Source organism: Paraburkholderia phenoliruptrix (assembly GCF_902859825.1).
Lineage (GTDB): Bacteria > Pseudomonadota > Gammaproteobacteria > Burkholderiales > Burkholderiaceae > Paraburkholderia > Paraburkholderia phenoliruptrix.
This window is the reverse complement of record NZ_CADIKB010000023.1, coordinates 90,667-116,275: the sequence shown is the minus strand read 5'-3', so window position 1 is coordinate 116,275 and position 25,609 is coordinate 90,667. Positions and strand designations below refer to the sequence as shown.

The following is a 25,609-nucleotide window of genomic DNA, read 5'->3' as shown; positions in this document are numbered from 1 at the left end:
GTCCAGAAACTGGCTCCATGTTCGAGGGAAATCTTCACCGGCAGTCGGGGTATGCTTGAGTTCGCTCACTACCCGATCATGGCGCAAGTGGAGCTAAATGGATAGCCCATATGGATGTACAGTATTCTACGTAGGCGGTCGGCAAGTGCAAGCGTTTTTTGAAGGCTCAACAGTGCCACGTCAGCGTGTGCTGCGGGCCGCGAGTCAGTTCAATGCGAAGGAGTATCCGTGTAGATGTCGGCTTTCACCACGCAGGAGCGAGATGCCTGAACAACTGTGGTTGCCCGGGCTGAAGGCGCCGCCCACCCCAACAGACGGTTTGTTTTTCGCGGTCTTTCCGGACAGCAACACGGCGGCCGATATTTCAAAGCTCGCGCAGCGGCTTTGTGGGGAAGCGCGCGCCCGCGGCAGGCCGCTCGCGCCCAGTCGTCTGCATGTCACGCTGCGGCATCTCGGCACTTTCGCGGGCGGGCTGCCACCGGCTCATGTTGAGGCGGCAATGCAGGCCGCGGCGTCTATCCGCATGGCGCCGTTTACCGTGGAGTTCGACACGGTCGCGAGTTTCGCTTCCAAACCGCGCCCGGGCCCGCTGGTTCTGACGGGAACCGATGGCGTCGTCGGTCTTCATACTCTGCATGACGCGTTGCATGACGCGTTCTACGACGCATTGCGGAACTGCGGCATTGAGAGTGGCAGGGGTTCCGCGGCGGGGCTTTTTACGCCGCATGTGACGTTGGCTTACGGTCTGCCCTGGGCGGCCGCCCAGCCGGTCGAGCCGGTTTGCTGGAACGTGCGCGCTTTTGCGCTGATACACAGCTTGTTGGGGCGGACCCGGCATGTTGTGCTTGCGCGCTGGCCGCTCGAAGGCGTCACGCCCTGATGCGTCACGCGCGGGCACGGTCGCTGACGTGATCGCGCCATCACTGCGCAGCACCGGAACGGCTGCGGTGTGCCGGTATGCCAGGCGGGGAGAGCCATCGGGCACTCCCTGATAGAATGCGTGGGCCGCAACGTAGTGGATTGCAGATGAGATTGCTTGATGCGTTAGTCGAACAGCGTATTGCCGCCGCCGCCGCACGCGGCGAATTCGACGATTTGCCGGGCGCGGGCGCGCCGCTCAGCCTGGACGACGATGCGCTCGTCCCGGAAGAAGTGCGCGTGGCTAACCGGATTCTGAAAAATGCGGGTTTCGTGCCGCCTGCGGTCGAACAGCTGCGCGCGCTGCGCGACCTGCAGACCGACCTGAACGCGGTGAGCGACAACGCTAGCCTGTGTCGCCTGCAGGCGCGCATGCTGGCGCTCGACATGGCGCTCGAATCGCTGCGCGGCGGCGCGTTGGCCCTGCCGCATGAATATTGCCGCCGCATCGCTGAACGACTGTCCGAGAGGGCTTCGAACGGCGACGTATCCCATGCAGAGGGCGCCGAACCGATCGCCCCCGCCGCGGCGTTGGCTGCCGCGAGGTCGCAGTGAGCGAGCCCGTCGCCCATTGCGGCGTGCCGCAAGCGAACCCGGATGGGGCCGAGGCCGGCAAGGCGCCGGCGGTGCAGCCTGCCGCGCAGGGCGGCGCTGAAGTTGTCGTCGGCGAGGCCACAGCGTCCGCCCAACCTATCTCCGACCGCGACCGCCGCTTCATGGCGCTGGCTCAGGCGGCCGCCGAAGAGGCGCGTGCGGCCGGCGAAGTGCCCGTCGGCGCCGTGCTCGTGCGCGGCGACGAAGTGATTGCCAAAGGTTTCAACCATCCGATCGGTGCGCACGATCCTTCGGCGCACGCGGAAATGATCGCCTTGCGCACCGCGGCGCAGATTGTCGAGAACTATCGCTTGCCCGGCTGCGAACTGTATGTGACGCTCGAGCCCTGCCTGATGTGCGCGGGCGCGATCATGCACGCCCGCATCGCCCGTGTAGTATTCGGCGCGCGCGATCCCAAGACGGGCGCGTGCGGCAGCGTCGTCGACGCCTTCGCGAACCCGCAACTGAATCACCACACGGAGGTCGTCGGCGGCGTGCTCGAAAGCGAATGCGGCGCGGCGCTGAAGTCGTTCTTCGCCGAGCGGCGCCGCGCCAGCCGCGAAGCGCGTGCTGCGGCGCGCGCGGGTGTCGAAACACCGGGCGGGCATCATGTGCAAAGCGATCCGGACAAGGCGCTGTAGCTGCAAACCGGCCCAACGTTTTCCCAACAAAACACACCGCTCCCGCCGATGACCGTCCACCGCACCTTCGATCTGATCGCACCATCCGGCTATCCGCACGACCCGGCCGTGCTGACTCGCGCGCTGGAACGCCTGCGCGCCCAAGGGCATCACGTGCAAGGCGTGGAAGCGACTCAGCGCCGCTATCAGCGCTTTGCGGGAACCGACGGCGAGCGCGCGGCGGACCTCAATCGGCTCGCCGACGCAGCGCATGCGCTGCCGGATATCGTGCTCGCCGTGCGCGGCGGATACGGCGCGGTGCGCATTCTGGCCGAGCTCGACTATGCGGGCCTGCAACGCCGGCTGGCCGATCAGCCGGTCGCGCTTGTCGGCCACAGCGACTTCACGGCGATTCAGCTCGCGCTCTTCGCCCGCGCTGGGCTCAAAACGTTCAGCGGCCCGATGCTGCTGAGCGACTTCGGCGCGGAACACGTCAGCGAATTCACGATGCAGCACTTCTGGGCGGCGCTGACCGTGCCCTCCGTGACGATCGCGCGGAACGTGCCGCAGGCGCGCGCGGTGGACGTCTGCGGTACCTTGTGGGGCGGCAATCTGGCGGTGCTCACGTCGCTGATCGGCACGCCGTATATGCCGGCGGTACGGGGCGGGGTGCTGTTTGTCGAGGACGTCAACGAGCAACCGTTTCGTATCGAGCGCATGCTTTATCAACTGCATCTGTCGGGCATTCTCGATCAGCAGCAGGCGCTCGTGCTCGGCGATTTTTCGGGCGGCAAGTCGTTCGACTACGACAACGGCTACGACCTCAACGCCGTGATCGACCAGATGAGGTCGGTGACCGGCATTCCGATTGTGACCGGCTTGCAGTTCGGTCACGTGCCGGACATGTTGACGCTGCCGGTCGGAGCCGACGCACACCTTGTCGCGGATAAAGACGGCTTCAGGCTGACCTTGTCCAACTATCCGTGCCTGCGCGGATAGCGCGAGAGACGAAAGCGGGCTTCGGCCCGTTTTTTTATGGACTAAGTACGCAACTAACTGATGACGCTGCAACGCCAGTTGGACCGGCAAACACCGTCTGAAGCACGACAATTTTGTCGACAAAATTGGGTGCGCCAGGACGGTGAAAAGCCTGGCGACTTTGCCGCTGCTTCAATCCCCACATGGATTACGACCGTGCGCGCCCGCTGCGTTCAGCACGGGGCGAGGAAAATTGTCGAAGATGCCAGCAAAAATTGTTGACAATCTTTATGTCCGTTCTATTATGACCAACATACCGAGACGCAAATCATGTCCGACACCGAATCGACCAGCGCGAATAGTTCGAAGCCCGAAGCAATTGCCGAGCGCATCCGCGCCGCGATTCTCGAGCATCGGCTGGCGCCGGGTGCCAAACTGACGGAAGCACAGTTGTGCGAAGTATTCGACGTGAAGCGCGGCCCGATCCGACAGGCGCTCGCGCAGCTTGCGACGGACCGTCTCGTGGACCTGGAGCCGAACCGCGGTGCGTTTGTCGCGAGTCCCTCGCTTCAGGAAGTGCATGAGGTGTTCGAGATGCGCCGCATCATCGAGCTGGCCGTCGTCGAAAAGATTTGCAGCGGGCACGGCATGCGCCGCCTGAAAAGCATCGGCAGCATGATCGGCCGCGAACGCAAAGCGTTCGAGACGCGTGATTTCTCTTCGTGGATTCGCCTGTCCGGCGAGTTCCACACGGAGTTGGCCCAGCTCACCGGCAATACGGTGCTGTGCGACTGCCTGAACGGACTGGTGGCGCGCTCCACGCTGATTTCGGCGTTATACGAATCGCTTGGCCGCAGCCCGTGCTCTTTTGAGGACCACGAAGCCATTCTCGCCGCGCTCGACGCCGGCGATGCAAAAGCGGCGGCGGCATTGATGTCGCGCCATCTGCAAAGCGTCGAGTTGAAGATGCTGGAGCGGCCCGCGCGCGGCGCAGCCGACCTGCATGAGGTGTTCGGCTCGATGAGCGGTGCAACCAGTGTCCCGAAGATCAGCGCAAAGAGCATGGAAACAGGCGGCGCAATGAACGGCGCCGGCAAGGCGTCATTCGAAGAAGCACCCGTCAAGTCGTCCAAACGCAAGTCCGCGCCAAGCTGAGGCACGCGGCCGGCGTGCGCCCGTTGCTGGTGCGCGCCGCACTGAACTGAACCGAATCCAGCGAGCGTTGCGAGGCGGCGCGGGCGCTGTCGGCCGGCGCGCGCACGTCCGTCGCCAGGCGTCGGGCGAGACTGTCAGCAGCCCCATTGCCGGAGATCCGCGGAAGGCCGGCAATGCGATAACCACAAGTACTTCAGTACGGAGACACCCGCGGCGTGGCCATGACGGCAGCGCGCTCCTCTTCCGGTGGAGTGGAAGAAAGCTGCGCGGCGCGCAATACAGCCGCAACTGGCATGGCCAATGCAGTGCCCTTCGATTCGCAATCGACGGTCCCATCACAAGGAGGAATCATGGCTCAGTTCAGTGCAGCGCCCGGCAGTTCCGCAATCCCCCCTTATGCAGACGGTGCAAACGGCGACACTTCCGGCGAGACAGCGCTGCCGGCCGGCTACAGCGAGCGCTTGTATAACGCGGACCTCGCGCCGTTGCGTCACCAGACCTGGGGCGCCTACAACATCTTCGCGTTCTGGATGTCGGACGTGCACAGCGTCGGCGGTTATGTGTTTGCCGGGAGCCTGTTCGCGCTAGGCCTGACGAGCTGGCAGGTGCTGATTGCGCTGCTGGTCGGCATCACCATTGTCAACGTGCTGTGCAACATGATCGCGAAGCCGAGCCAGGCGAACGGCGTGCCGTATCCGGTGGCCTGCCGCGCAACCTTCGGCGTGCTCGGCGCCAACATTCCCGCGGTGATTCGCGGCCTGATCGCGGTGGCGTGGTACGGCATCCAGACCTATCTCGCGTCGAGCGCGCTGGTGATTGTCGTGTTGAAGTTCGTGCCGCAACTCTTGCCCTACGCAGACGTGCATCGCCACGGCTTCATGGGACTGTCGACGCTCGGCTGGTGCGGCTTCATGCTGCTGTGGGTGTTGCAGGCGCTGGTGTTCTGGCACGGCATGGAGACGATCAAGAAGTTCATCGACTTCGCCGGTCCGGCGGTGTATGTCGTGATGTTCATTCTCGCGGGCTATATGGTGTATCGCGCAGGATGGCGCAACATCGGCATCAACCTGGGCGGCGTCAAGTATCACGGCATGGAGGTGCTGCCGGTCATGATTACGGCAACCTCGCTCGTGGTGTCGTACTTCTCGGGGCCGATGCTCAATTTCGGCGACTTTTCCCGCTACGGCAAGAGTTTTCGCAGCGTGCAGCGCGGCAACTTCTGGGGACTGCCGGTTAACTTCCTCGCGTTCTCGCTCGTGACAGTGGTCACCACGGCGGCCACGCTGCCGGTGTTCGGCCAACTGATCACCGATCCTGTCGAAACGGTCGGCCGCATCGACTATCCGACCGCCGTGATTCTCGGCGCGCTGACTTTCACGGTTGCCACTATCGGCATCAACATCGTCGCGAACTTCGTGTCGCCGGCCTTCGACTTCTCGAACGTTGCGCCGAAGCTCATCAGTTGGCGTGCGGGCGGCATGCTGGCGGCGGTCGCGTCGGTCTTCATCACGCCGTGGAATCTGTTCAACAATCCCGCTGTGATCCACTACACGCTGGACGTGCTCGGCAGCTTCATCGGACCTTTGTATGGAATCCTGATCGTCGATTACTACCTCGTGAAACGTCAGAAGGTCGTGCTCGACGATCTGTACACGGTCGCGCCCACGGGTTCGTACTGGTATCGCAACGGCGTCAATTATCGGGCAGTGGCCGCGCTTTTGCCGGCCGCCGTTATCGCCGTGCTGTGCGTGATGGTGCCCTCGCTTGACGGTATGGCGAATTTTTCGTGGTTCATCGGCGCGGGTCTTGGGGCGCTGTTCTATCGCGTGCTGGCACGGTGAGGGTCGGCAGCTAAGGGCAGCTAAGGGCAGCTAACGGAAGCTGAAGGGCAGTGCCGCTGTACTGCTCGCGCAGAGGGAAGAGGAGACGAGATGCGTATCAAACTGATCAATCCGAACACGACGCAGCGCATGACCGATGCCATGGGCCGCTGCGCACGCGAAGTCGCCACGCCGGGCACGGAGGTGATCGCAGTGAGTCCGACGATGGGCCCGCCGTCCATCGAAGGCTATTACGACGAAGCGCTCGCGACGCCAGGCCTTCTCGCCGAAGTCATGGCGGGCGAGCGCGAGGGCTGCGACGGCTACGTGATCGCGTGTTTCGGCGACCCAGGCCTCTACGCGGCGCGCGAGCTCGCGCGCGGGCCGGTGATCGGCATTGCGGAGGCGGCCATGCATGCGGCGAGCGTGCTGGCGCCGGGCTTTTCCGTCGTCACGACGCTCGCGCGCACCTGCGGCATGGCGTGGCATCTCGCCGAGCGCTACGGCATGAAGCGTTTTTGCCGCAACGTCCGTGCGACCGACGTCGCCGTGCTCGATCTGGACAAGCCAGGCTCGGCGGCGCGCCGCATCATCCTCGACGAATGCCGGCGCGCGCTGGCCGAAGACGGCTCGGACGCGATCGTGCTCGGCTGCGCGGGCATGGCCGAGCTATGCGCGGAAATTCAGGACGCGCTCGGCGCGCCCGTCATAGAAGGCGTGACGGCCGCCGTCAAATGGACCGAAGCGCTCGTCGCCCTGCGGCTTTCAACGGCCAAGCGCGGCGACTACGCGCGGCCGCTCGCAAAGCGTTACGACGGTGCGCTGGAATCGTTCAGTCCGTCGGCGGCGGGGCCGAACGCCGTGGCGCCGCGTGCAATGAGTGCCGATTCGCTGCGGGTAAACACCAGCCAGGCCGAGCCGCACATACATTCAGTCTGACACGCACTATCTGTGCGGCTGTATGGGCGCGTCGGGGTGTTTTCGCTACACTGATCCAACTCGGTGCGGGCTGCGCGACGGGCTTTCCGTCGCGCCCACGCAGGCCGTCGCGGCCACGTCGCGCGCGACTCGCGGCGCACCGTACGCCGAGCCTCGCGAACACCCACGTATTGTCACCACGCATTCGTCAAACCATGCCACTCGACCCCAACTATCCACGCGATCTGATCGGCTACGGCCGCCACCCCGTGCAGGCGAACTGGCCGGGGCGAGCGCGCGTCGCAGTGCAATTCGTCCTCAATTACGAGGAAGGCGGTGAAAACTGCGTGCTGCACGGCGATCCCGGCTCGGAGCAGTTTTTGTCGGAGATCGTCGGCGCGGCTGCCTATCCGGCTCGTCACATGAGCATGGAGTCGATCTACGAGTACGGATCGCGCGCCGGCGTGTGGCGCATTCTGCGGGAATTCGAAAAGCGCGGCCTGCCGCTCACGGTGTTCGGCGTCGGCATGGCGATTGAACGACACCCCGAGGTCGCGCGCGCTTTCGTCGAACTCGGTCACGAGATTGCCTGTCACGGCTATCGCTGGATTCACTATCAGGACGTCTCGCCGGAAAAGGAAGCCGAGCATATGCGGCTCGGCATGCAGGCTATCGAACGTGTAACCGGTGAGCGGCCGCTCGGCTGGTACACCGGCCGCGACAGCCCGAACACGCACCGGCTCGTCGCTGAACACGGCGGCTTCCTGTACGACTCCGACTACTACGGCGACGACCTGCCGTTCTGGATGGACGTCGAGGTCACGGGCGGTTCGACGGTGCCGCAACTGATCGTGCCGTACACGCTCGACACCAACGACATGCGTTTCGCGAGTCCGCAGGGCTTTAACACGGCGGACCATTTCTTCACGTATCTGCGCGACGCGTTCGACGTGCTCTACGAAGAAGGCGACGAAGCGCCCAAGATGCTGTCGGTCGGCATGCACTGCCGGCTGCTCGGACGCCCCGGGCGGTTTCGCGCGCTGCAGCGCTTTCTCGATCACATCGAGCAGCATGACCGCGTGTGGGTGACGCGGCGCGTCGATATCGCGCGGCACTGGCGCGAACATCATCCCTATCAGCAAACCAACCGCGGGGCAGCGGCATGAAGGCGATGCAATACACACTGGACCAACTCAACAGCCTTTCGACCGACGCGTTCGTCGCGGCGCTGTCGGGCATTTTCGAGCACTCGCCGTGGGTTGCGGAAATCGCCGCGCGCGAGCGGCCGTTTGCGAGCCTCGACGAATTGCATCGCAAGATGTCGAACATTGTCGAGACAGCAGGCGAAGAGAAGCAGCTCGCACTCATCAACGCCCACCCGGAACTCGCCGGCAAGGCCGCGGTGCGCGGCGAACTCACCGCGGAATCGACGCGCGAGCAAAGCGGCGCTGGCCTGTCGCAATGCACGCAGCAGGAGTTCGACAAACTGCTCGCGCTGAACGCCGCCTATCGCGAGAAGTTCGGCTTTCCCTTCATTCTCGCGGTGCGCGGCTATGACCGTCACGGCATCATCGCGAACTTCGAGGCGCGCGTGAACAATAGCCGCGCCGACGAACTGCGCGCGAGTCTGGATCAGATCTACCGTATCGCCCGTTTGCGGCTCGAAGACCTGATCGACGCGTGATGAACGCGTGAGCGCCGCTGCGCGTGCGCGCGGCGGCGCGTCACCGGAACGTTTTCTAGCCCTAAACAAACATCAAGGAAGACAAAGATGGCACTCCCGATTCTCGACCCCAACGCACCCGAATTCACGCGCCGCTACGTGAATCTGGCGGACCCGCGCCTCGGCGCGCAGGCGCTCGAGGCCAGCGACGAATTCTTCGCCCCGAAGGAGCGCATGCTGAATCCGGAACCGGCCGTCTTCATTCCCGGCAAGTACGACGAGCACGGCAAATGGATGGACGGCTGGGAAACGCGCCGCAAGCGCGTGACGGGCTACGACTGGTGCATCGTCAAGCTCGCGCGTCCGGGCGTGATCAAGGGACTCGACCTTGACACGAGCCACTTCACCGGCAACTTTCCGCCGGCCGCTTCCGTGCAGGCTGCGCGCGTGGTGGACGGCGTGCCGAACCAGTCGACGCAATGGACCGGAATCGTGCCGTCGACCACCTTGCAGGGCAATAGCCATCACTATCTGGAAGTCGGCGACGCGACTGCCTACACGCACCTGCGCGTGAACATCTATCCGGACGGCGGCATCGCGCGTCTGCGCGTGTACGGCCAGCCGCAAGTCGACTGGGCGGGCGCGAGCCGCACCGAGCTGTTCGATCTGGCCGCGATGGAAAACGGCGCCTACCTCGTCGCCGCGAATAATCAGCACTTCGGCGCGGCCTCCACCATCCTCATGCCGGGGCGCGGCGTGAACATGGGCGACGGCTGGGAAACCCGGCGCCGCCGCGAACCCGGCAACGACTGGGCGATCGTCGCGCTGGCACAGCCGGGCGTGATTACGAAGATCGAAGTCGACACCGCGCACTTCAAGGGCAATTATCCGGACCGCTGCTCGATCCAGGCCGCGTATGTCACCGGCGGCACGGACAGCTCGCTCATCACCCAGGCCATGTTCTGGCCGGTGCTGCTCGGCGAGCAGAAGCTGCAAATGGACAAGCAGCATTACTTCGAAAGCGAGATCGCCGCGCTCGGGCCGGTCACGCACGTGCGCTTTAACATCATTCCGGATGGCGGCGTGTCGCGTCTGCGTCTGTGGGGCACGCTCGCATCATGAAGACACTCGCGATCGAACCGTTGACAAAGGAAGCCTTCGCCGCGTTCGGCGATGTGATCGAGCTCGAGGGCGCGAAGCAGATTCCGATCAATCTCGGCACGACGATCCGCTATCACGATCTGGCGAAAGTGGACGTGACGGACGAGAACGGCCGCACGCTCGTGAACCTGTTTCGCGGACAGCCGCGCAGCCTGCCTTTCGAAGTGAAGATGCTGGAGCGGCATCCGCTCGGCAGCCAGGCGTTCGTGCCGCTGAACGACAAGCCGTATCTCGTCGTCGTCGCGCCGGTGGGCGAGCTCGACGAATCGAAAATCCGTGCTTTTGTCACGAGCGGTTGGCAGGGCGTCAATTACGCGAAGGGCGTGTGGCATCACCCGTTGATCGCGTTGGGCGACGTGAGCGACTTTATCGTCGTCGATCGTGGCGGGGAGGGACTCAACCTCAACGAGCAGGATCTGGCGCAGCCGCTGTGGTTGACCGAGGATGCATTGAGCGCGGTGGCGGTTTAGGTTTTCGCATCGGTGCGTTCCTGCCTTCCTGCCTTCCGACGGCAAGCGGTAGCGGTGTTTGAAGGGCTCACGGCAGACATGCCGTGAGCCTTTTTTGCTTGCCGGTTCTGTTGCTGCGGAGTTCCGTCGTGTGGCGCCAGGCGCCGCCTCGCAGTTCACGCACGCAAACTGCCGAAGGGCTGGGGGCAGGCGTGCCACTGCTGTGGCGCAAGCTGCTGTGGCCCAAGCTGTGCCCCACACCTCGCCACGGGCGCCGCGTTTTGGCCGCGGCCGGCCGGCAGCTTTCGACCGAGCGCCGAGGCGTGAGGTCCACGGTAAGTCCATCTGTCCAACCAGCAAAAAAGCGGGCTTCCCGCTTGCGCGAAAAGCCCGCTTTGAGACATTCACCGGCCGGGACAACAAGCGGCCCGGCCCCGCTTCAATCACTTCGCCGCGCCCCCCTGGAACCAGGCCGCGATCTTCATCCGCTCGTCGTCGGTCATGTGGGTCACGTTGCCGAGCGGCATCGCCTTGAGCGTGACCGCTTGCTGGTAGATCCGCCGCGCGTTCTGCGAGATTTCATCCGGCGTATCGAGCAGCACGCCGGCGGGCGCGCTGCCCATCATCGTCGGATGCGCGGAGTGGCATGCCACGCAGCGCTGCTGCAACACCGGCGCGATGTCGGCCACTTTCACCGTGGGCGCGTTCGCGGCCTGCGCCTGCGCGACCATCGGCTTCGGCATGGTCCAGAAGAGGGCGCCGAACATCAGCGCGATGCCCACGAGCGGCAGATACCACAGCACCTGGCCGCGATGACGCATCACGAAGAACTGACGGATCAGCGCGCCGGCCAGCATGATCACGACGAGCACGGCCCAGTTGTACGGATGCGTGTACGTCATCGCGTAGTGGTTCGACAGCATCGCGAAGACCACCGGCAAGGTGAAATACGTGTTGTGCACCGAGCGCTGCTTGCCGCGCTTGCCGTAGATCGGATTGGGCGTGTCGCCCTTCAGCATCGCGTCGACCATCTTGCGCTGGCCCGGAATGATCACGAAGAACACGTTCGCCGACATGATCGTTGCGAGCATCGCGCCCATGATCAGATAGGCCGCGCGTCCCGCAAAGATATGACACGCGAGCCACGCCGCGATCAGCACATACACGCCGACGCAGATGCCGAGCACCTTGTCCTTGTTGCCGAGCATCCGGCACAGCGAGTCGTACACGATCCAGCCCGCCGCGAGAAAGCCGAGCGCCGACGCGACGGCGACCACCGGGCCCATGTCGAGCACATTCCTGTCGATCAGATACGTGGACGGCGAAAACAGATACAGCACGGTGAAAAGACCGAAGCCCGACAGCCACGTGGTGTACGACGGCCACTTCGACCAGTGCAGGTCGTCCGGCATTTCGGGCGGCGCGACCGTGTACTTCTGCATGTTGTAGAAGCCGCCGCCGTGCACGTGCCACAGTTCGCCGAACACGCCGCGCCGGCGCTGGTTCGGGTCCTGCGGCGGTTTCAGGCTGTTGTCGAGCGCGACGAAATAGAACGACTCGCCGATCCACGCAATGGCGGCGATGACGTGAAACCAGCGAATCGCGAGATTCAACCAGTCGGTGATAAAGCCTTCCATGAAACTCCTCCACTTCTGATTCGTTGTTCGCGCAGCGGCGGGCCGTGCCTCGCGCATCCGCCTGACGGATGGATTGCGCCTGCCGGACGCCGCCCCGCGGACTGCGGGTGAAAGACGCCATGCGCTCAGTTCGCACGGCGTCGTTTTGCCGGGTTTTTATTGGGCTCTTGCGTAGAACACGTATTGCGCCGACGCGCTCAGCTGCCCCGATAGGTGCTGTACGACCACGGCGACACGAGGAGCGGCACGTGATAGTGCGCAGCAGCGTCGGCGATGCCGAAGCGCAACACGACGCGATCCACGAAACGCGGCTCGGGCACCCTCGTGCCGATCGACGCGAAGTAGTCGCCCGCCGCGAACACCAGTTCGTATTCGCCTGCGACAAGCGCGTCGCCTTGCAGGAGCGGCTCGTCGCAGCGGCCGTCGTCATTGGTGAGCGTCGTTTTCAGCGCGCGGCGTGTGTCGCCCGAAAGCGCGAAGAGTTCGATCTTGATGCCCGCGCCGGGACGGCCGTTCGCGGTGTCGAGCACATGGGTAGTGAGCTTTCCCATTCGCAGTTTTCCTTGTGTGTTTGCGAGGTTTCGGCGGCGGCCCGATCCAGATACGTGTGCGGCGGATCGAGGCTCCACGTCAGTGGCTACATACCCGTCGGCGAATTGAAGCGAGCGCCGTGGCAGCCATTGTAAAAAGTTGTTCTGTCCAGCGCGCGCGCGATAAGAAAGATAATAGCTGGCGCATGAAGGACAGTGCGCTGCAAGCCCCGCGACGCTTCAGGCGCATACGATCCCCACTGGATCGTACCGGCGTCAAAAATGACCCACTATATCGGCAGCCTGAAGATGGTTATCGCAGCGGCGCGAGTTGCCAGCGTTATTTTGGCCGTCGAAGGTTACGCCTGTGCGCCGCAGCAACGGCCGGCCCGGGCAGACAGCACGGGCCTGCTGCGCGGCGCACGTCCCGAAGACGGCGCATGACGCTGGGTAACCGGGCCAACGGCGTTCGACGGGACGCGGCGGCGCGGTTCGTGCGCCGTCACATCGCGTTCGGACGACTTTGCACGGAAGCAATCAGGCGGAGAAAACGGATGACGATGCGGATGACGATGGCCGAGGCATTACAGAACACGAACAAGCCGCGCAGAACCCTGCTGGTGAAGCACGCAGACGTGCTCGTCACGATGGACGGCGCGCGGCGCGAGTTGCGCGACGGCGGCCTTTATATCGAGGACAACCGCATCGTCGCGGTCGGGCCGACGGCGCAACTGCCGCCCACCGCGGAAGAGGTGCTGGACATGCGCGGGCATCTGGTGATTCCGGGCCTCGTGAACACGCACCACCACATGTACCAGAGCTTGACGCGCGCGATCCCGGCCGCGCAGAACGCCGAGCTGTTCGGCTGGCTCACGAATCTGTACAAGGTGTGGGCGAATCTCACGCCGGAGATGATCGAAGTATCGACGCTGACCGCGATGGCCGAGCTCTTGCTCTCCGGCTGCACCACGTCGAGCGACCATCTGTATATCTACCCGAACGGCAGCCGGCTCGACGACAGCATCGCCGCCGCGCGCCGCATCGGCATGCGCTTTCACGCGGCGCGCGGCAGCATGAGCGTGGGGCGCAAAGACGGTGGCCTGCCGCCCGATTCGGTGGTGGAGCGCGAGGCGGACATTCTGGACGACACGCAACGGCTCATCGAGACATATCACGACGACGGCCGTTACGCGATGCTGCGCATGGTCGTCGCGCCGTGTTCGCCGTTTTCGGTGAGCCGCGACCTGATGCGCGAGTCGGCGGTGCTGGCGCGGCACTATGGCGTGTCGCTGCATACGCATCTCGCCGAGAACAGCAACGACATTGCCTATAGCCGCGAGAAATTCGGCATGACACCCGCGCAATATGCAGAAGATCTGGGCTGGGTCGGGCGCGACGTGTGGCACGCGCACTGCGTGCAGCTCGACGATGCCGGCATCGAACTCTTTGCGCGCACGGGCACGGGCGTCGCGCATTGTCCGTGCTCGAACATGCGGCTTGCGTCCGGCATCGCGCCAGTCGGGCGGATGCGGCGCGCGGGTGTGCCGGTCGGCCTCGGCGTGGACGGCTCGGCGTCGAACGACGGCGCGCAGATGGTTGCCGAAGTGCGCCAGGCGTTGCTGTTGCAGCGCGTCGGTTTCGGCCCGGATGCGATGACCGCCCGCGAAGCATTGGAGATTGCCACGCTCGGCGGCGCCAGGGTGCTCAATCGCGACGACATCGGCGCGCTCGCGCCCGGCATGGCGGCGGACTTCGTGTCGTTCGATCTGCGTCAGCCGCTCTTTGCCGGCGCGTTGCACGACCCGGTGGCGGCGCTGGTGTTCTGCGCGCCGTCGCAGGTGAGTCATAGCGTGATCGGCGGCAAGGTCGTGGTGCGGGACGGGCAGTTGACGACGCTGGAACTGGGACCGGTCATCGAGCGGCATAACCGGCTGGCGCAAACGCTTGACGAAGCCGCGGCGTAAGGCGCGGTGCGGCGTGCCGCGGGCGCTCCTGCGAGCCGTTGCACGCACGCGCCCGCGGCGACGCCCGGCGCGGCGGCATCAAGGCTTGTCGATCAGCGTTCTGGTCGCTTCGGCGACGAGGCTGCGCAGCCAGCGCACTTCGTCCGAATAATGGACGCGCTCGTGCCAGAGCTGGTAGTACTGCATGGGCGGGAAGTCGAGCGGCGCGGGCACCACGGTGAGCGGCAGGAACTTCGCGTAGTAATCGGCGAAAAGGCGCGTCGTCGTGAAGATCAGATCCGATTTGATCAGCACGTACGGCGCGAGATTGAAGTACGGCAGCGTGACGACCACGTGGCGTTTCAGGCGTTCGCGCGCGAGATGCACGTCGATCGCGCCGCGCTGGCCGACTGAATACGGAGTGGGCGCTAGATGCGGGGCGTTCAGGTACTGGTCGAGCGTGAGGCCGCCGCGCTTGGCGAACGGGTGCGTGTTGCTCATCAGGCAGACAATCTGGTCGACGAACAGGTTGGACAGATGCAGCTGCTCGGGCGGCTCCGGCCAGTTGCCGACGACGATGTCGAGCTTGCCGTCCTCGAGCGCCAGTTCGTAGTCGAACGCGGGGCCGAGCGAATGAAATTCGAGCGTCGCGTTCGGCGCCGCCTGACGGAATCGCTCGACCACCGTCGGCACGAACAGCACGTTGAGATAATCCGGGCAGCCGATCCGGTAGCAGCGGATCGACGTCGCCGGATCGAAGTTGTGTTGCTGGAACTTGATGCGTTCGATTTCCCGCAGCGCGTTCTGCACCGGTTCGAGCAGGCGCAGGCCATATTCGGTCGGCACCATGCCCGACTTGCCGCGCACGAGCAGCGGGTCACCGGTGATGTCGCGCAGGCGGCGCAGCGCGGCGCTGATCGCAGGCTGCGATTGATTGAGTTTGACGGCCGCGCGCGTGACGCTGCGCTCCATCAACAAGGTGTGCAAGACGCGTAAAAGATAGGTATCGATCGCCTCGCGTTGCTGACTCATGACTTCTCCGAAATATATGTTCTGGCTGATCGACGGGGTGGTGGGGTATATGCGTTTTAATATGAACGAAAAGCGGCGTCAAGGGAGGCATACCCGCAGAGCTTGCTGTGGCGGGGCTTTCCGCGAATTTTGTCGGCTCGACTGAGCGGGGCGAATTAGGTATTGTCATCCGGTTGTGGTGACGGATCGTCGGGGCGCAACGCGACGAACGTACCCAACCGGCTTTACTGACGCATGACGGAATCACATGAGCGACTCTTTTTATAGCGACGGCGCTGCCGCGCAGCCGGCACGCGGGACGGCACCCCGGCCGGAACAGGCGGCGCCGCGGTTGATGCTCAAGGGCATCAGCAAACAATATCCGGCCGTGCGAGCCAACGACGACGTCACACTGATCGTCGCGCCGGGCGAGATCCACGCGGTGCTCGGCGAAAACGGCGCGGGCAAGAGCACGCTGATGAAGATCATCTACGGCGCGGTGCGGCCGGACGCGGGCGAAATCCAGTGGGAAGGCGAGACGCTCGAGATCGCGAGCCCGGCGGCGGCGCGCAAGCTCGGCATCGGCATGGTGTTTCAGCACTTTTCGCTGTTCGAGACGCTCACGGTCGGGGAGAACATCGCGCTCGCGCTCGACGAGCCGTTCGACCTCAAGGCGCTTGCAAAACGCATCCGCGAAGTATCGGCCGATTACGGCCTCGACATCGACCCGCAGCGCCACGTGCATAGCCTGACGGTCGGCGAACGCCAGCGTGTGGAGATCGTGCGCTGCCTGTTGCAGAACCCGCGTCTTCTCATCATGGACGAACCCACGTCCGTGCTCACGCCGCAGGCCGTGCGCAAGCTCTTCGCGACGCTGCGCCGCCTCGCCGCGGAAGGCTGCAGCATTCTGTACATCAGCCACAAGCTCGACGAAATCCAGGAACTGTGCGACACCGCGACGGTTATGCGCGGCGGCCGTGTGACCGGCCACGTGAAGCCGAAAGAGGAAACGCACGCGTCGCTCGCGCAACTCATGGTCGGCCATTCGCTGCCGGACTACACGCGCCGCGAGCACAATCCAGGCGAGGTGCTGCTCGACGTCAAGGCGTTATCCGTGACGAGCGACGACCCGTTCGGCACGTCGCTCGACAATGTCTCGTTTGCCGTGCACGCGGGCGAAATTTTCGGCATTGCCGGTGTATCGGGCAATGGCCAGGCGGAATTGCTGTCGGCGCTGTCGGGCGAAAAGCGCGGCGCGAGCCGGCAGCCGGCCGACGCCATCAGGATCTGCGGCAAGCCCGCGGGGCGCCTCGGCGCGGGCGCGCGGCGCGCGCTCGGCTTCGGCTTCGTGCCGGAAGAGCGGCTTGGCCGCGGCGCCGTGCCGGCGATGACGCTCTCCGAAAACGCGCTGTTGACCGCGCATCGTCAGAAGATGGTGAGTTCGGGCTGGATCCGGGCGGGCGCGATGCGCGCGTTTGCAAAGCGCTGCATCGAAGCCTTCGACGTGCGTTGCGGCGGCGCCGAAGCGCTCGCGCAGAGTCTGTCGGGCGGCAATCTGCAGAAGTACATCGTGGGCCGCGAGATTCTCCAGGCACCGAAGGTGCTGGTGGTCGCGCAGCCGACATGGGGCGTCGACGTCGGCGCCGCGGCCTTCATTCGCCAGCAGTTGCTGGATCTGTCGGCGCGCGGCGTGGCGATCCTCGTGATTTCCGAGGAACTGGAGGAGCTCTTCGACATCTGCGACCGCATTGCGGTGCTCGCGGGCGGCAGGCTCTCGCCGGTGCGCGCCACGGGCGCGACCAACGCCGAGGAAATCGGCCGCTGGATGGCGGGCCTCTTCGGCGGCCGCGAGGGCACGGCGCCTTCAGCCGGGCATCCGGCGCACGTCTGAGCCCGCCGGCGCCCCGTACAAGAACCGGACAATAACCACGCTACCCATGATTCTTCCGTATCGACTCGAAGCGCGCACCACCCCGTCGCGCACCATGCAGCTCGCCGTGCCGCTGATCGCCGCGTTGCTGACGCTCGCCATCGGTTTCGCGATCTTCGGCCTCGTCGGCCGCGATCCACTGCAGGCCATGCATGCGTTTTTCATCGAACCGCTGTCGAGCGTGAACGGCTGGTCGGAGCTTCTGCTGAAGGCTTCGCCGCTGTGCCTGATCGGCCTCGGCCTTGCAATCGGTTATCGCGCGAACGTCTGGAATATCGGTGCCGAAGGGCAGATGCTGCTCGGCGGCATTGCCGCAAGCGGCGTGGCGATCTATTTCGATCAGGCCACCGGCTGGTGGATCCTGTTTCTGATGATGCTGGCCGGCGTGATCGGCGGCATGGTGTGGGCGGCCATTCCCGCGCTGCTGAAAAGCCGTTTCAACACCAACGAAATTCTCGTGAGCCTGATGCTTACCTATGTGGCGACGCAGTTGCTGATCTATCTCGTGAGCGGTCCGTGGCGCGATCCGCAGGGCATGAACTTTCCACTGTCGGAAATGTTCAGCGGCGACGCGCTCTATCCGACGCTTTACGGCGACTGGCACTGGAAGTGGCTGCGCGGCACGCGGCTGAACGCGTCCGTGTTCATCACACTCATCGCGATTCCGCTCGTCTGGCTCTTCATGAGGAAGAGTTTCGCCGGCTACCGGATGAACGTCGGCGGTCTCGCGCCGCTCGCCGCGCGCTACGCGGGCTTCTCCGACAAGAAGACCATCTGGATGTCGCTCCTCATCAGCGGCGGACTCGCCGGTCTAGCCGGCATGGGCGAGATCGCCGGGCCGATCGGCCAGTTGCAGGCCACCTGGTCGCCGGGTTACGGCTTCACGGCGATCATCGTCGTGTTCGTGGGACGGCTGCATCCGCTCGGCATCGTGCTCGCGAGCCTGCTGATGGCGCTGTTGTATCTCGGCGGGGAGGCCGTGCAGACGTCGATGCAACTGCCGCAGGCGCTCTCGGGCGTGTTCCAGGGGCTCTTGCTGTTCTGCCTGCTCGGCGCCGACCTGTTCGTCAATTACCGCGTGCGCCGGCGCTCCGTGGCCGCGCAAGCGCACTGACCCGTTCACCGTTCGGCTCCTGCCGCTACCATTTAGCCGCCGCATTCCATGGATATTCAACAAGCCAGCGCGCTCACCTCGAGCGCCGTCACCGCCGCGATTCCGCTGATGTTCGCGGGCGCGGGCGAACTCGTCGCCGAAAAGTCGGGCGTCCTCAACCTCGGCGTGGAGGGCATGATGCTGATGGGCGCCGTAACCGGCTACGCGGTCACCGCGATCACCGGCAGCCCGTGGCTCGGCGTGCTGGCCGCCATCGGCGCGGGGCTCGCCATGTCGCTGCTGTTCGCGTTCCTCACGCTGACCATGCTCGCCAACCAGGTCGCCACGGGTCTCTCGCTGACCATCTTCGGCATCGGGCTCTCTGCGTATGTGGGCAAACCGTATACGTCGGCGGCCGTGCGCGCCAGCATCGACACATGGGCCATTCCCGGTCTCTCGAAGATTCCGGTGCTCGGGCCGGCGCTCTTCAGTCTTACGCCGCTCGATTACCTCGCGTTCGTGATGTTCGCGGTGATCGGCTGGTTTCTGTATCGCACGCGCGCGGGGCTCGTGCTGCGCTCGGTCGGCGAATCGCCGCAGGTCGCGCATTCAGTGGGCTTTCCGGTGGTCGGCGTGCGCTACGGCGCGGTCGCGTTCGGCGGCGGCATGGCGGGGCTCGCGGGCGGCTATTACTCGATCGTCAATCTGCACCTCTGGCAGGAACAGCTCACCTCGGGCCGCGGCTGGATCGCGCTCGCGCTCGTCGTGTTCGCGACGTGGCGCCCCGGACGCCTGCTGATCGGCGCGCTGCTGTTCGGCGCGGTGACGGGCCTGCAGTTCTACGCGCAGGCGATCGGCGTGCCCGTGCCGACGCAGTTTCTCGCGATGCTGCCGTATGTCGCGACGGTCGTCGTGCTGGTGCTGATTTCACGCAACCCGAACACGATTCGCCTCAATGCGCCGGCGTCGCTCGGCAAGCCGTTTTTCTCGGCGGGCTGACGCGCCGCGTTCATGGCCAAAGTTTCAATGACTGGATCAACACGACAGGAGAAAACATGAAGAAAAGAAATCTGCTGACCGCTTTCGCATGGGGCGCCGCCTCGCTCGCGCTCGCTGCGGCCGTTACCGCGCCGCTCGCGCAATCGGCGCAGGCCGCGGACGCGCCGGGCGTCGCGTTCGTCTATCTCGGCAATCCGGGCGATGCCGGCTGGACCTTCGCGCACGACCAGGGCTCGAAGGAAGCCGAAGCGAAGTTCGGCAACAAGATCAAGATCACGCGCGTCGAGAACGTGCCCGAATCGGCGGACTCGGAGCGCGTGTTCCGCGATCTGGCGAACAAGGGCAACAAGGTCATCATCGGGACGAGCTTCGGCTATCAGGATTTCGAGCTGAAAGTCGCGAAGGATTTCCCGGACACGGTCTTCCTGCACGCGACCGGCTACAAGAAGGCGCCGAACTTCGGTACCTACGACGTGCGCATGTATCAGGGCGCGTATCTGGCCGGCGTCGCCGCGGGCTATGTCACGAAGACGAACACGCTCGGCTTCGTCGCCTCGGTGCCGATTCCGGAAGTGGTGCGTAACATCAACGCGTACACGCTCGGCGCGCGCTCGGTGAATCCGAAGGTGCACACCAAGGTCATCTGGATCAACAGCTGGTTCGACCCGGGCAAGGAAAAGCAGGCCGCCGAAACGCTGATCGGGCAGGGCGCCGACGTGCTGCTGCAGAACACCGACTCGAGCGCGACGCTCGCCACCGCGTCCGAAAAGCACGTGCACGCGTTCGGCTGGGATTCGGACATGAAGAAGTTCGGCCCGAACGCGCATCTCGGCTCCGTCGTGGCGCACTGGGGCGTGTACTACGACGCGGCGATCCAGCAGGTGCTCGACGGCAAATGGAAGAACGATCCGGTGTGGTGGGGCATTCCGCAGAAAGCCGTCGATCTCGAAGATCTGAATAGCTCGGCGATTCCGGCCGACGCGCAGAAGAAGGTGGCCGCGAAGCGCGACGAACTCGCGGGCGGCAAGTGGGACGTGTTCTCCGGCCCGATCAAGGATCAGTCCGGCACGGTGAAGGTGCCGGCCGGCAAGACGCTCACCGATCCGGAACTGCAGCGTCTGAACTGGTACGTCGAAGGCGTGGACGGTTCGCTGCCGAAGTAAGCGGACAACGCCTGGCGGGATCGTCTGCTCCCGCCTTGATGACGGAAGAGCTGCGTCCCTTTGTAGGGAAACGCAGCTCTTTTTGTCTGATTCGTGCGATGCGGCGATGCCGCGTGCCGCGCCCGGACGGCGTCAATCGTCGATGCGCAGGCCGACCTTGATCGTCACTTGCCAGTAAGCGACGCGGTCGTTTTCAATCTGGCCCCGCGTTTCCGTCACCTCGAACCAGTGCAGGTTGCGCAGCGTTTTCGACGCCTTGGCGATGGCGGTGCTGATGGCGTCGTCGATCGATTTCGTCGATGAGCCGGTCAGTTCGATCTGCTTGTAGACGTGGTCTGACATGAGGTTTCTCCTTTGATCTTCGTTGGCGTTCAGAAAGTATAGGAAACGCGGCCGCTCACACACGGCCGCTGCATGAGCGCGTGATGTCGCACGCCGCATGCCCGCTATGTCCTTTATGTCCCGCATGGCCGGCATGCCGCGCCTCGCGCCGCGCCGTTATGATGTCCGTCCGATGCAATCTGAACGCGACGAGGTTCGAAAGTGGAAATTGGGTTTTGCGGTCCGGGTCTGATGGGTGCGCCGATGATCCGGCATCTGCTGCGCGCGGGGCACACGGTGCACGTGTGGAATCGCACGCGGGCGAAGGCGGAGGCGCTCGCGGCGCACGGCGCGAAGGTCGTCGATACGCCGCGCGAACTCGCCGGGCGCTGCGACGCGGTGCTGCTGTGTCTCGCGGATGCCGCGGCGGTCGAGCAAACCGTGTTCGGCCCGGCAGGGCTGCTCGATGCGGGCGGAGACTCCGCGCCGCGCCGGGTTCGCTGGATCGTCGATCATTCGAGCATTCCGCCCGCGGCGACGCGCGCGTTGGCGCGGCGGGCGGCGGAGTTGACTGGGGAAACGAGCGGAAAAATGAGCGGAGAACCGGCCGGAGAATCGGCGTTGCGCGCGGGCGCGGGCGCTGCGCCTGAAGCCGGCGCCGCGCTGGCCGCAACCGGGCGAGAAGCCGCGGTTTCGGCAGCGCCGGCAAGCTCAGCGAGCTCAGCGGCGCCAGCGAACACCCCCGCAACACCCGCCACCGCGCCGATCGGCTGGATCGACGCCCCTGTATCAGGCGGCGTGGCGGGCGCCGAGGCCGGCACGCTCGCGGTGATGGCGGGCGGCGCCACGGCCGATGTCGAGGCCGTCAGGCCCTTGCTCGCCGCCTACGCGGCGCGGGTGACCCACATGGGCGACGTCGGCGCGGGCCAGACCGCCAAGCTCTGCAATCAGACGATCGTCACCGCGACCATCGCGGCGATTGCCGAGGCGGTGAGCCTTGCCGCGCGCAGCGGCATCGACGCCGCGAGGCTCCCCGAAGCGCTCGCGGGCGGTTGGGCCGATTCGGTGCTGCTGCAAAGCTTCGTGCCGCGCATGACGCAAGGCGGCTTTGCGCCGATCGGCGCGTTGCGCACGTTCCAGAAGGACGTCGATACCGTCGCCGCCACGGCCTATGAGACCGGCACGCCGATGCCGGTTGCATCGACGGTGCAGCAGTTGTTGCGGCTCGGCGCCGCCATGGGACTGGGCGAGGCCGACTTTTCGGCGTTTATCGACATTCTGCAGACGCCGCGCGGCGACGCCCGCCAGTAGCACGCCGCGCGGCAGGTTGGATCGGCACCGGGTTGAATTCCGGAAACCTGCTAAAATATTGGGTTTTTCGCCGATATCACATTCAAAGGGACGCGCCGTGCTGTCTACTGCCAATATCACCATGCAATTCGGGCCGAAGCCCCTCTTCGAGAACATCTCGGTCAAATTCGGGGAAGGGAACCGCTATGGCCTGATCGGTGCGAACGGCTGCGGTAAATCCACCTTCATGAAAATTCTCGGTGGCGACCTGGAGCCGAGCTCGGGCAACGTCATGCTCGAGCCGAACGTGCGCCTCGGCAAATTGCGCCAGGACCAGTTCGCGTACGAAGACGTGCGCGTGCTCGACGTCGTGATGATGGGCCACACTGAAATGTGGGCCGCCATGACCGAGCGCGACGCAATCTACGCGAACCCCGACGCGACCGACGACGACTACATGCACGCCGCCGAGCTCGAAGCGAAGTTCGCGGAGTACGACGGCTACACGGCCGAAGCGCGCGCGGGCGAACTGCTGCTCGGCATCGGCATTGCCATTGAAGATCACAACGGGCCCATGAGCAACGTCGCGCCGGGCTGGAAACTGCGCGTGCTGCTCGCGCAGGCGCTGTTCTCGAAGCCGGACGTGCTGTTGCTCGACGAACCGACCAACAACCTGGACATCAACTCGATCCGTTGGCTGGAAGACGTGCTGAACCAGTACAACTCGACGATGATCATCATTTCGCACGATCGTCACTTTCTGAACCAGGTCTGCACGCACATGGCGGACATGGACTACGGCACGCTGAAGGTCTACCCGGGCAACTACGACGACTACATGCTCGCGAGCACGCAGGCGCGCGAGCGCCAGCAGGCCGCCAACGCCAAGGCGAAGGAGCGCGTGGCCGACCTGCAGGACTTCGTGCGCCGCTTCTCGGCGAACAAGTCGAAGGCGCGCCAGGCCACCAGCCGTCTGAAGATGATCGACAAGATCAAGATCGAGGAATTCAAGCCGTCGTCGCGGCAGAATCCGTTTATCCGCTTCGAGTTCGAGAAGAAGCTGCACAACATTGCGGTGGTCGCGGAAAGCATCTCGAAGAAGTACGAGCGCACTATCTTCAACAACTTCAGCATCAGCGTGCAGCCGGGCGAGCGCATTGCGATCATCGGCGAAAACGGCGCAGGCAAGACCACGCTGCTGCGCTCGCTGCTCGGTAATCTGCAGCTCGATCACGGCACGGTGAAGTGGGCGGAAAACGCAAACATCGGCTACATGCCGCAGGACACCTACGAGGAGTTTCCCGACGACGTCACGCTGATGGAATGGATCGACGCCTACCGCAAGGAAGGCGACGACGAGCAGATGGTGCGCGGCACGCTCGGCCGGCTGCTTTTCAATGCCGACGACATCCGCAAATCGGTGAAAGTGCTCTCGGGCGGCGAGAAGGGCCGCATGATCTGGGGCAAGCTCATGCTCGGCCGCCACAACGTGCTGATGATGGACGAGCCGACCAATCACATGGATATGGAATCCATCGAGTCGCTGCAGATCGCGCTCGACAAGTTCGAAGGCACGCTGATTTTCGTCTCGCACGACCGCGAGTTCGTGAGCGGGCTCGCGAACCGGATCATCGAAGTGAAGACGGACGGCACGCTGAACGACTTTGGCGGGAATTACGAGGACTTTCTGGCGAGCCAGGGGGTGCAGTAAAGTCCGCCTGGCCGAATCCAGGTCCGTATTCTGGAACGCAAAGCCCGCTTCGTCGAAGCGGGCTTTTTTCATTCGGCCGGCTCGCGCCCGCCGGCGCCCCCAATCTCTTAGTCCCGCGCTGGTTAGAATAGAACCACCATCATCCGACGCCAGGGCCGAATCATGAAGACCTGCGACACCCTCTATATCGACGGCAAATGGATCGCGCCCTGCGGCACGGGCACGATCGACGTGATCGATTCCGGCACCGAGGAACTCATGGGGCGCATCCCCGAAGGCGTCGAGGCGGATGCCGAAAGCGCGATTGCCGCGGCGCGCGTGGCGTTCGACGGCTGGGCAGCGACGCCCGCTGCTACGCGCGGCGAGTATCTCAAACGCATCGCGGCCAATCTGCAAGCGCGCACCGAGGAACTGGCCGCGCTCATCGCCGGCGAAGTCGGTATGCCGCTCAAGCTCGCGCGCGCAATCCAGGTGGGCAGTCCCGTCTATAACTGGAACGCGTACGCCAGGCTTGCCGGGAGCTTCGAATTCGAGGAGCGCGTCGGCAATTCGCTCGTCGTGCGCGAGCCGGTCGGCGTGGTCGCGGCGATCACGCCCTGGAACTATCCGCTCAACCAGATCACGCTGAAGGTCGCCGCGGCGCTCGCGGCCGGCTGCACGGTCGTGCTCAAGCCCTCGGAGATCGCGCCGCTCAATGCGTTCGTCCTCGCGGAGGCGATTCGCGAAGCCGGGCTGCCCGCCGGCGTATTCAATCTCGTCAGCGGTTACGGGCCGGTGGTCGGCGAAATCCTGGCGAGCCATCCATCGGTCGACATGGTGTCGTTCACGGGCTCGACGCGCGCCGGCAAACGCGTGTCCGAACTGGCGTCCGCGACGATCAAGCGGGTCGCGCTCGAACTGGGCGGCAAGTCGGCGTCGGTCATTCTCGACGACGCCGATTTCGCCGCCGCCGTCAAAGGCACGGTCAGCGCGTGCTTCCTGAACTCCGGGCAGACGTGCTCCGCGCACACGCGCATGCTGGTGCCCGAAGCCCGCTACGACGAAGCGCGTGCGCTCGCGAAACAGGCGGCCGACAGCTATGCACCGGGCGATCCGCGCGACGAAAAAACGCGCCTTGGACCGTTGGCGTCGGCGGCGCAGCAGGCGCGCGTGCAGCAGTACATTGCGAAGGGTATCGAAGAGGGCGCCGAGCTCGTGACAGGCGGCGCGGGACTGCCGGACGGCTTGACCAAAGGCTTCTTCGTCAAGCCGACGGTGTTCGGCCGCGTGCATCCGAAAGCCACCATCGCGCAAGAGGAAATCTTCGGCCCGGTGCTGACCATTCTCACCTATAAGGACGAAGAAGAAGCGATTCGGATTGCCAACGATTCGCTGTATGGACTCGGCGGCGCGGTATGGGCCGGCAGCGACGAGCGCGCGCAGCGCGTCGCGCGCCGCATGCGCACGGGCCAGGTTGACATCAACGGCGGCGCGTGGAATATGGCCGCGCCGTTCGGCGGCTTCAAGCAGTCGGGCTTTGGACGCGAGAACGGCATCTACGGCCTCGAGGAATATCTCGAACTCAAGTCGATGCAATTCAAAGTCTGATAAGCATGACCGGCGTCAAGCGCGACACAGACGCGGCGCCTGCATTCGCCAGCCGGTTGACCTGACGCAACCCCGGCTGCCCCCGACGGACGATGATCCACGCTTTGCCAATCGTCCG

24 protein-coding genes are annotated in these 25,609 nt (G+C 64.7%); 20 read left to right on the top strand and 4 right to left on the bottom strand.

What is annotated here, in order from left to right:
* Nucleotides 1–262: 262 nt before the first annotated feature.
* The 11 genes from HV711_RS21430 to HV711_RS21380 all read left to right on the top strand — a co-directional run bounded on the left by HV711_RS21430 (nt 263) and on the right by HV711_RS21380 (nt 10,297).
* Nucleotides 263–880 (top strand): 2'-5' RNA ligase family protein, encoded by a 618-nt coding sequence (locus HV711_RS21430; RefSeq protein ID WP_035479713.1) that lies wholly within the window; start codon nt 263–265, stop codon nt 878–880.
* A gap of 146 nt (nt 881–1,026) precedes the next feature.
* A complete protein-coding gene (locus HV711_RS21425) occupies nt 1,027–1,473 on the top strand; it encodes a DnaJ family domain-containing protein (protein ID WP_035479715.1) in 447 nt (148 codons plus the stop codon).
* Complete coding sequence (gene tadA / locus HV711_RS21420) at nt 1,470–2,153, top strand: tRNA adenosine(34) deaminase TadA (RefSeq protein WP_082201432.1); 684 nt, start codon at nt 1,470–1,472, stop codon at nt 2,151–2,153. The genes HV711_RS21425 and tadA overlap by 4 nt, the downstream gene beginning before the upstream one ends.
* Nucleotides 2,154–2,201: 48 nt before the next feature.
* Nucleotides 2,202–3,131 carry a muramoyltetrapeptide carboxypeptidase gene (gene ldcA, locus HV711_RS21415; RefSeq protein WP_035479717.1) on the top strand — a complete coding sequence of 310 codons (930 nt, stop codon included), beginning with the start codon at nt 2,202–2,204 and terminating at the stop codon, nt 3,129–3,131.
* Between the two features lie 309 nt (nt 3,132–3,440).
* Nucleotides 3,441–4,265 (top strand): GntR family transcriptional regulator, encoded by an 825-nt coding sequence (locus tag HV711_RS21410; RefSeq protein ID WP_028361132.1) that lies wholly within the window; start codon nt 3,441–3,443, stop codon nt 4,263–4,265.
* A gap of 350 nt (nt 4,266–4,615) precedes the next feature.
* Nucleotides 4,616–6,106 carry an NCS1 family nucleobase:cation symporter-1 gene (locus HV711_RS21405; protein WP_035479719.1) on the top strand — a complete coding sequence of 497 codons (1,491 nt, stop codon included), beginning with the start codon at nt 4,616–4,618 and terminating at the stop codon, nt 6,104–6,106.
* Nucleotides 6,107–6,196: 90 nt separating this feature from the next.
* Nucleotides 6,197–7,024, top strand: coding sequence for an aspartate/glutamate racemase family protein (locus HV711_RS21400; protein WP_035479721.1), 828 nt, complete (start codon nt 6,197–6,199; stop codon nt 7,022–7,024).
* A gap of 194 nt (nt 7,025–7,218) precedes the next feature.
* Nucleotides 7,219–8,169: an allantoinase PuuE gene (puuE, locus tag HV711_RS21395; protein WP_035479723.1), complete on the top strand. Its 951-nt coding sequence runs from the start codon at nt 7,219–7,221 to the stop codon at nt 8,167–8,169.
* Nucleotides 8,166–8,687: a 2-oxo-4-hydroxy-4-carboxy-5-ureidoimidazoline decarboxylase gene (uraD, locus tag HV711_RS21390; protein ID WP_013588125.1), complete on the top strand. Its 522-nt coding sequence runs from the start codon at nt 8,166–8,168 to the stop codon at nt 8,685–8,687. Before puuE ends, uraD begins: the two co-directional genes overlap by 4 nt.
* 87 nt (nt 8,688–8,774) lie before the next feature.
* Nucleotides 8,775–9,788, top strand: coding sequence for an allantoicase (gene alc / locus HV711_RS21385; RefSeq protein ID WP_035479724.1), 1,014 nt, complete (start codon nt 8,775–8,777; stop codon nt 9,786–9,788).
* Nucleotides 9,785–10,297: an ureidoglycolate lyase gene (locus tag HV711_RS21380; protein ID WP_013588127.1), complete on the top strand. Its 513-nt coding sequence runs from the start codon at nt 9,785–9,787 to the stop codon at nt 10,295–10,297. The genes alc and HV711_RS21380 overlap by 4 nt, the downstream gene beginning before the upstream one ends.
* A gap of 422 nt (nt 10,298–10,719) precedes the next feature.
* On the opposite strand, the gene HV711_RS21375 is transcribed toward HV711_RS21380, so the two are convergent.
* On the bottom strand, nt 10,720–11,913 hold the full coding sequence (locus tag HV711_RS21375) for a urate hydroxylase PuuD (RefSeq protein ID WP_035479726.1): 1,194 nt from the start codon (nt 11,911–11,913) through the stop codon (nt 10,720–10,722).
* 197 nt (nt 11,914–12,110) lie between these two features.
* Entirely contained in the window at nt 12,111–12,464 is a 354-nt protein-coding gene (gene uraH / locus HV711_RS21370) for a hydroxyisourate hydrolase (protein ID WP_035479729.1), read from the bottom strand.
* A gap of 261 nt (nt 12,465–12,725) precedes the next feature.
* Here uraH and HV711_RS21365 point away from each other — a divergent pair, with 261 nt between their 5' ends.
* Together HV711_RS21365 and HV711_RS21360 are read left to right on the top strand one after the other, a co-directional pair.
* Nucleotides 12,726–12,887, top strand: coding sequence for a hypothetical protein (locus tag HV711_RS21365; RefSeq protein ID WP_156946588.1), 162 nt, complete (start codon nt 12,726–12,728; stop codon nt 12,885–12,887).
* Between the two features lie 110 nt (nt 12,888–12,997).
* Entirely contained in the window at nt 12,998–14,407 is a 1,410-nt protein-coding gene (locus HV711_RS21360; protein ID WP_035479731.1) for an 8-oxoguanine deaminase, read from the top strand.
* 78 nt (nt 14,408–14,485) lie between these two features.
* Here the strand turns inward: HV711_RS21360 and HV711_RS21355 are convergent, their stop codons facing one another.
* Nucleotides 14,486–15,418 carry a LysR substrate-binding domain-containing protein gene (locus HV711_RS21355; RefSeq protein ID WP_006051768.1) on the bottom strand — a complete coding sequence of 311 codons (933 nt, stop codon included), beginning with the start codon at nt 15,416–15,418 and terminating at the stop codon, nt 14,486–14,488.
* A gap of 247 nt (nt 15,419–15,665) precedes the next feature.
* Here HV711_RS21355 and HV711_RS21350 point away from each other — a divergent pair, with 247 nt between their 5' ends.
* The 4 genes from HV711_RS21350 to HV711_RS21335 are packed head-to-tail and all read left to right on the top strand — an operon-like array spanning nt 15,666 to nt 20,582.
* Nucleotides 15,666–17,288: an ABC transporter ATP-binding protein gene (locus HV711_RS21350; RefSeq protein WP_035479733.1), complete on the top strand. Its 1,623-nt coding sequence runs from the start codon at nt 15,666–15,668 to the stop codon at nt 17,286–17,288.
* 46 nt (nt 17,289–17,334) lie between these two features.
* Nucleotides 17,335–18,441, top strand: a complete 1,107-nt coding sequence (locus tag HV711_RS21345) for an ABC transporter permease (RefSeq protein WP_013588132.1) — start codon at nt 17,335–17,337, stop codon at nt 18,439–18,441.
* Between the two features lie 48 nt (nt 18,442–18,489).
* Nucleotides 18,490–19,419 (top strand): ABC transporter permease, encoded by a 930-nt coding sequence (locus HV711_RS21340; protein WP_013588133.1) that lies wholly within the window; start codon nt 18,490–18,492, stop codon nt 19,417–19,419.
* A gap of 56 nt (nt 19,420–19,475) precedes the next feature.
* Nucleotides 19,476–20,582 (top strand): BMP family ABC transporter substrate-binding protein, encoded by a 1,107-nt coding sequence (locus HV711_RS21335; RefSeq protein WP_013588134.1) that lies wholly within the window; start codon nt 19,476–19,478, stop codon nt 20,580–20,582.
* 132 nt (nt 20,583–20,714) lie between these two features.
* On the opposite strand, the gene HV711_RS21330 is transcribed toward HV711_RS21335, so the two are convergent.
* Nucleotides 20,715–20,924: a dodecin gene (locus tag HV711_RS21330; protein WP_006051763.1), complete on the bottom strand. Its 210-nt coding sequence runs from the start codon at nt 20,922–20,924 to the stop codon at nt 20,715–20,717.
* Nucleotides 20,925–21,125: 201 nt separating this feature from the next.
* Between HV711_RS21330 and HV711_RS21325 the strand changes: the two genes are divergently transcribed.
* The 3 genes from HV711_RS21325 (at nt 21,126) to HV711_RS21315 (ending at nt 25,491) form a co-directional block, all read left to right on the top strand.
* On the top strand, nt 21,126–22,214 hold the full coding sequence (locus tag HV711_RS21325) for an NAD(P)-dependent oxidoreductase (protein WP_035479735.1): 1,089 nt from the start codon (nt 21,126–21,128) through the stop codon (nt 22,212–22,214).
* Between the two features lie 97 nt (nt 22,215–22,311).
* Nucleotides 22,312–23,904 carry an ABC-F family ATPase gene (locus HV711_RS21320; protein ID WP_013588136.1) on the top strand — a complete coding sequence of 531 codons (1,593 nt, stop codon included), beginning with the start codon at nt 22,312–22,314 and terminating at the stop codon, nt 23,902–23,904.
* A gap of 162 nt (nt 23,905–24,066) precedes the next feature.
* On the top strand, nt 24,067–25,491 hold the full coding sequence (locus HV711_RS21315; protein ID WP_035479738.1) for an aldehyde dehydrogenase family protein: 1,425 nt from the start codon (nt 24,067–24,069) through the stop codon (nt 25,489–25,491).
* The last annotated feature ends 118 nt before the right edge of the window (nt 25,492–25,609 follow it).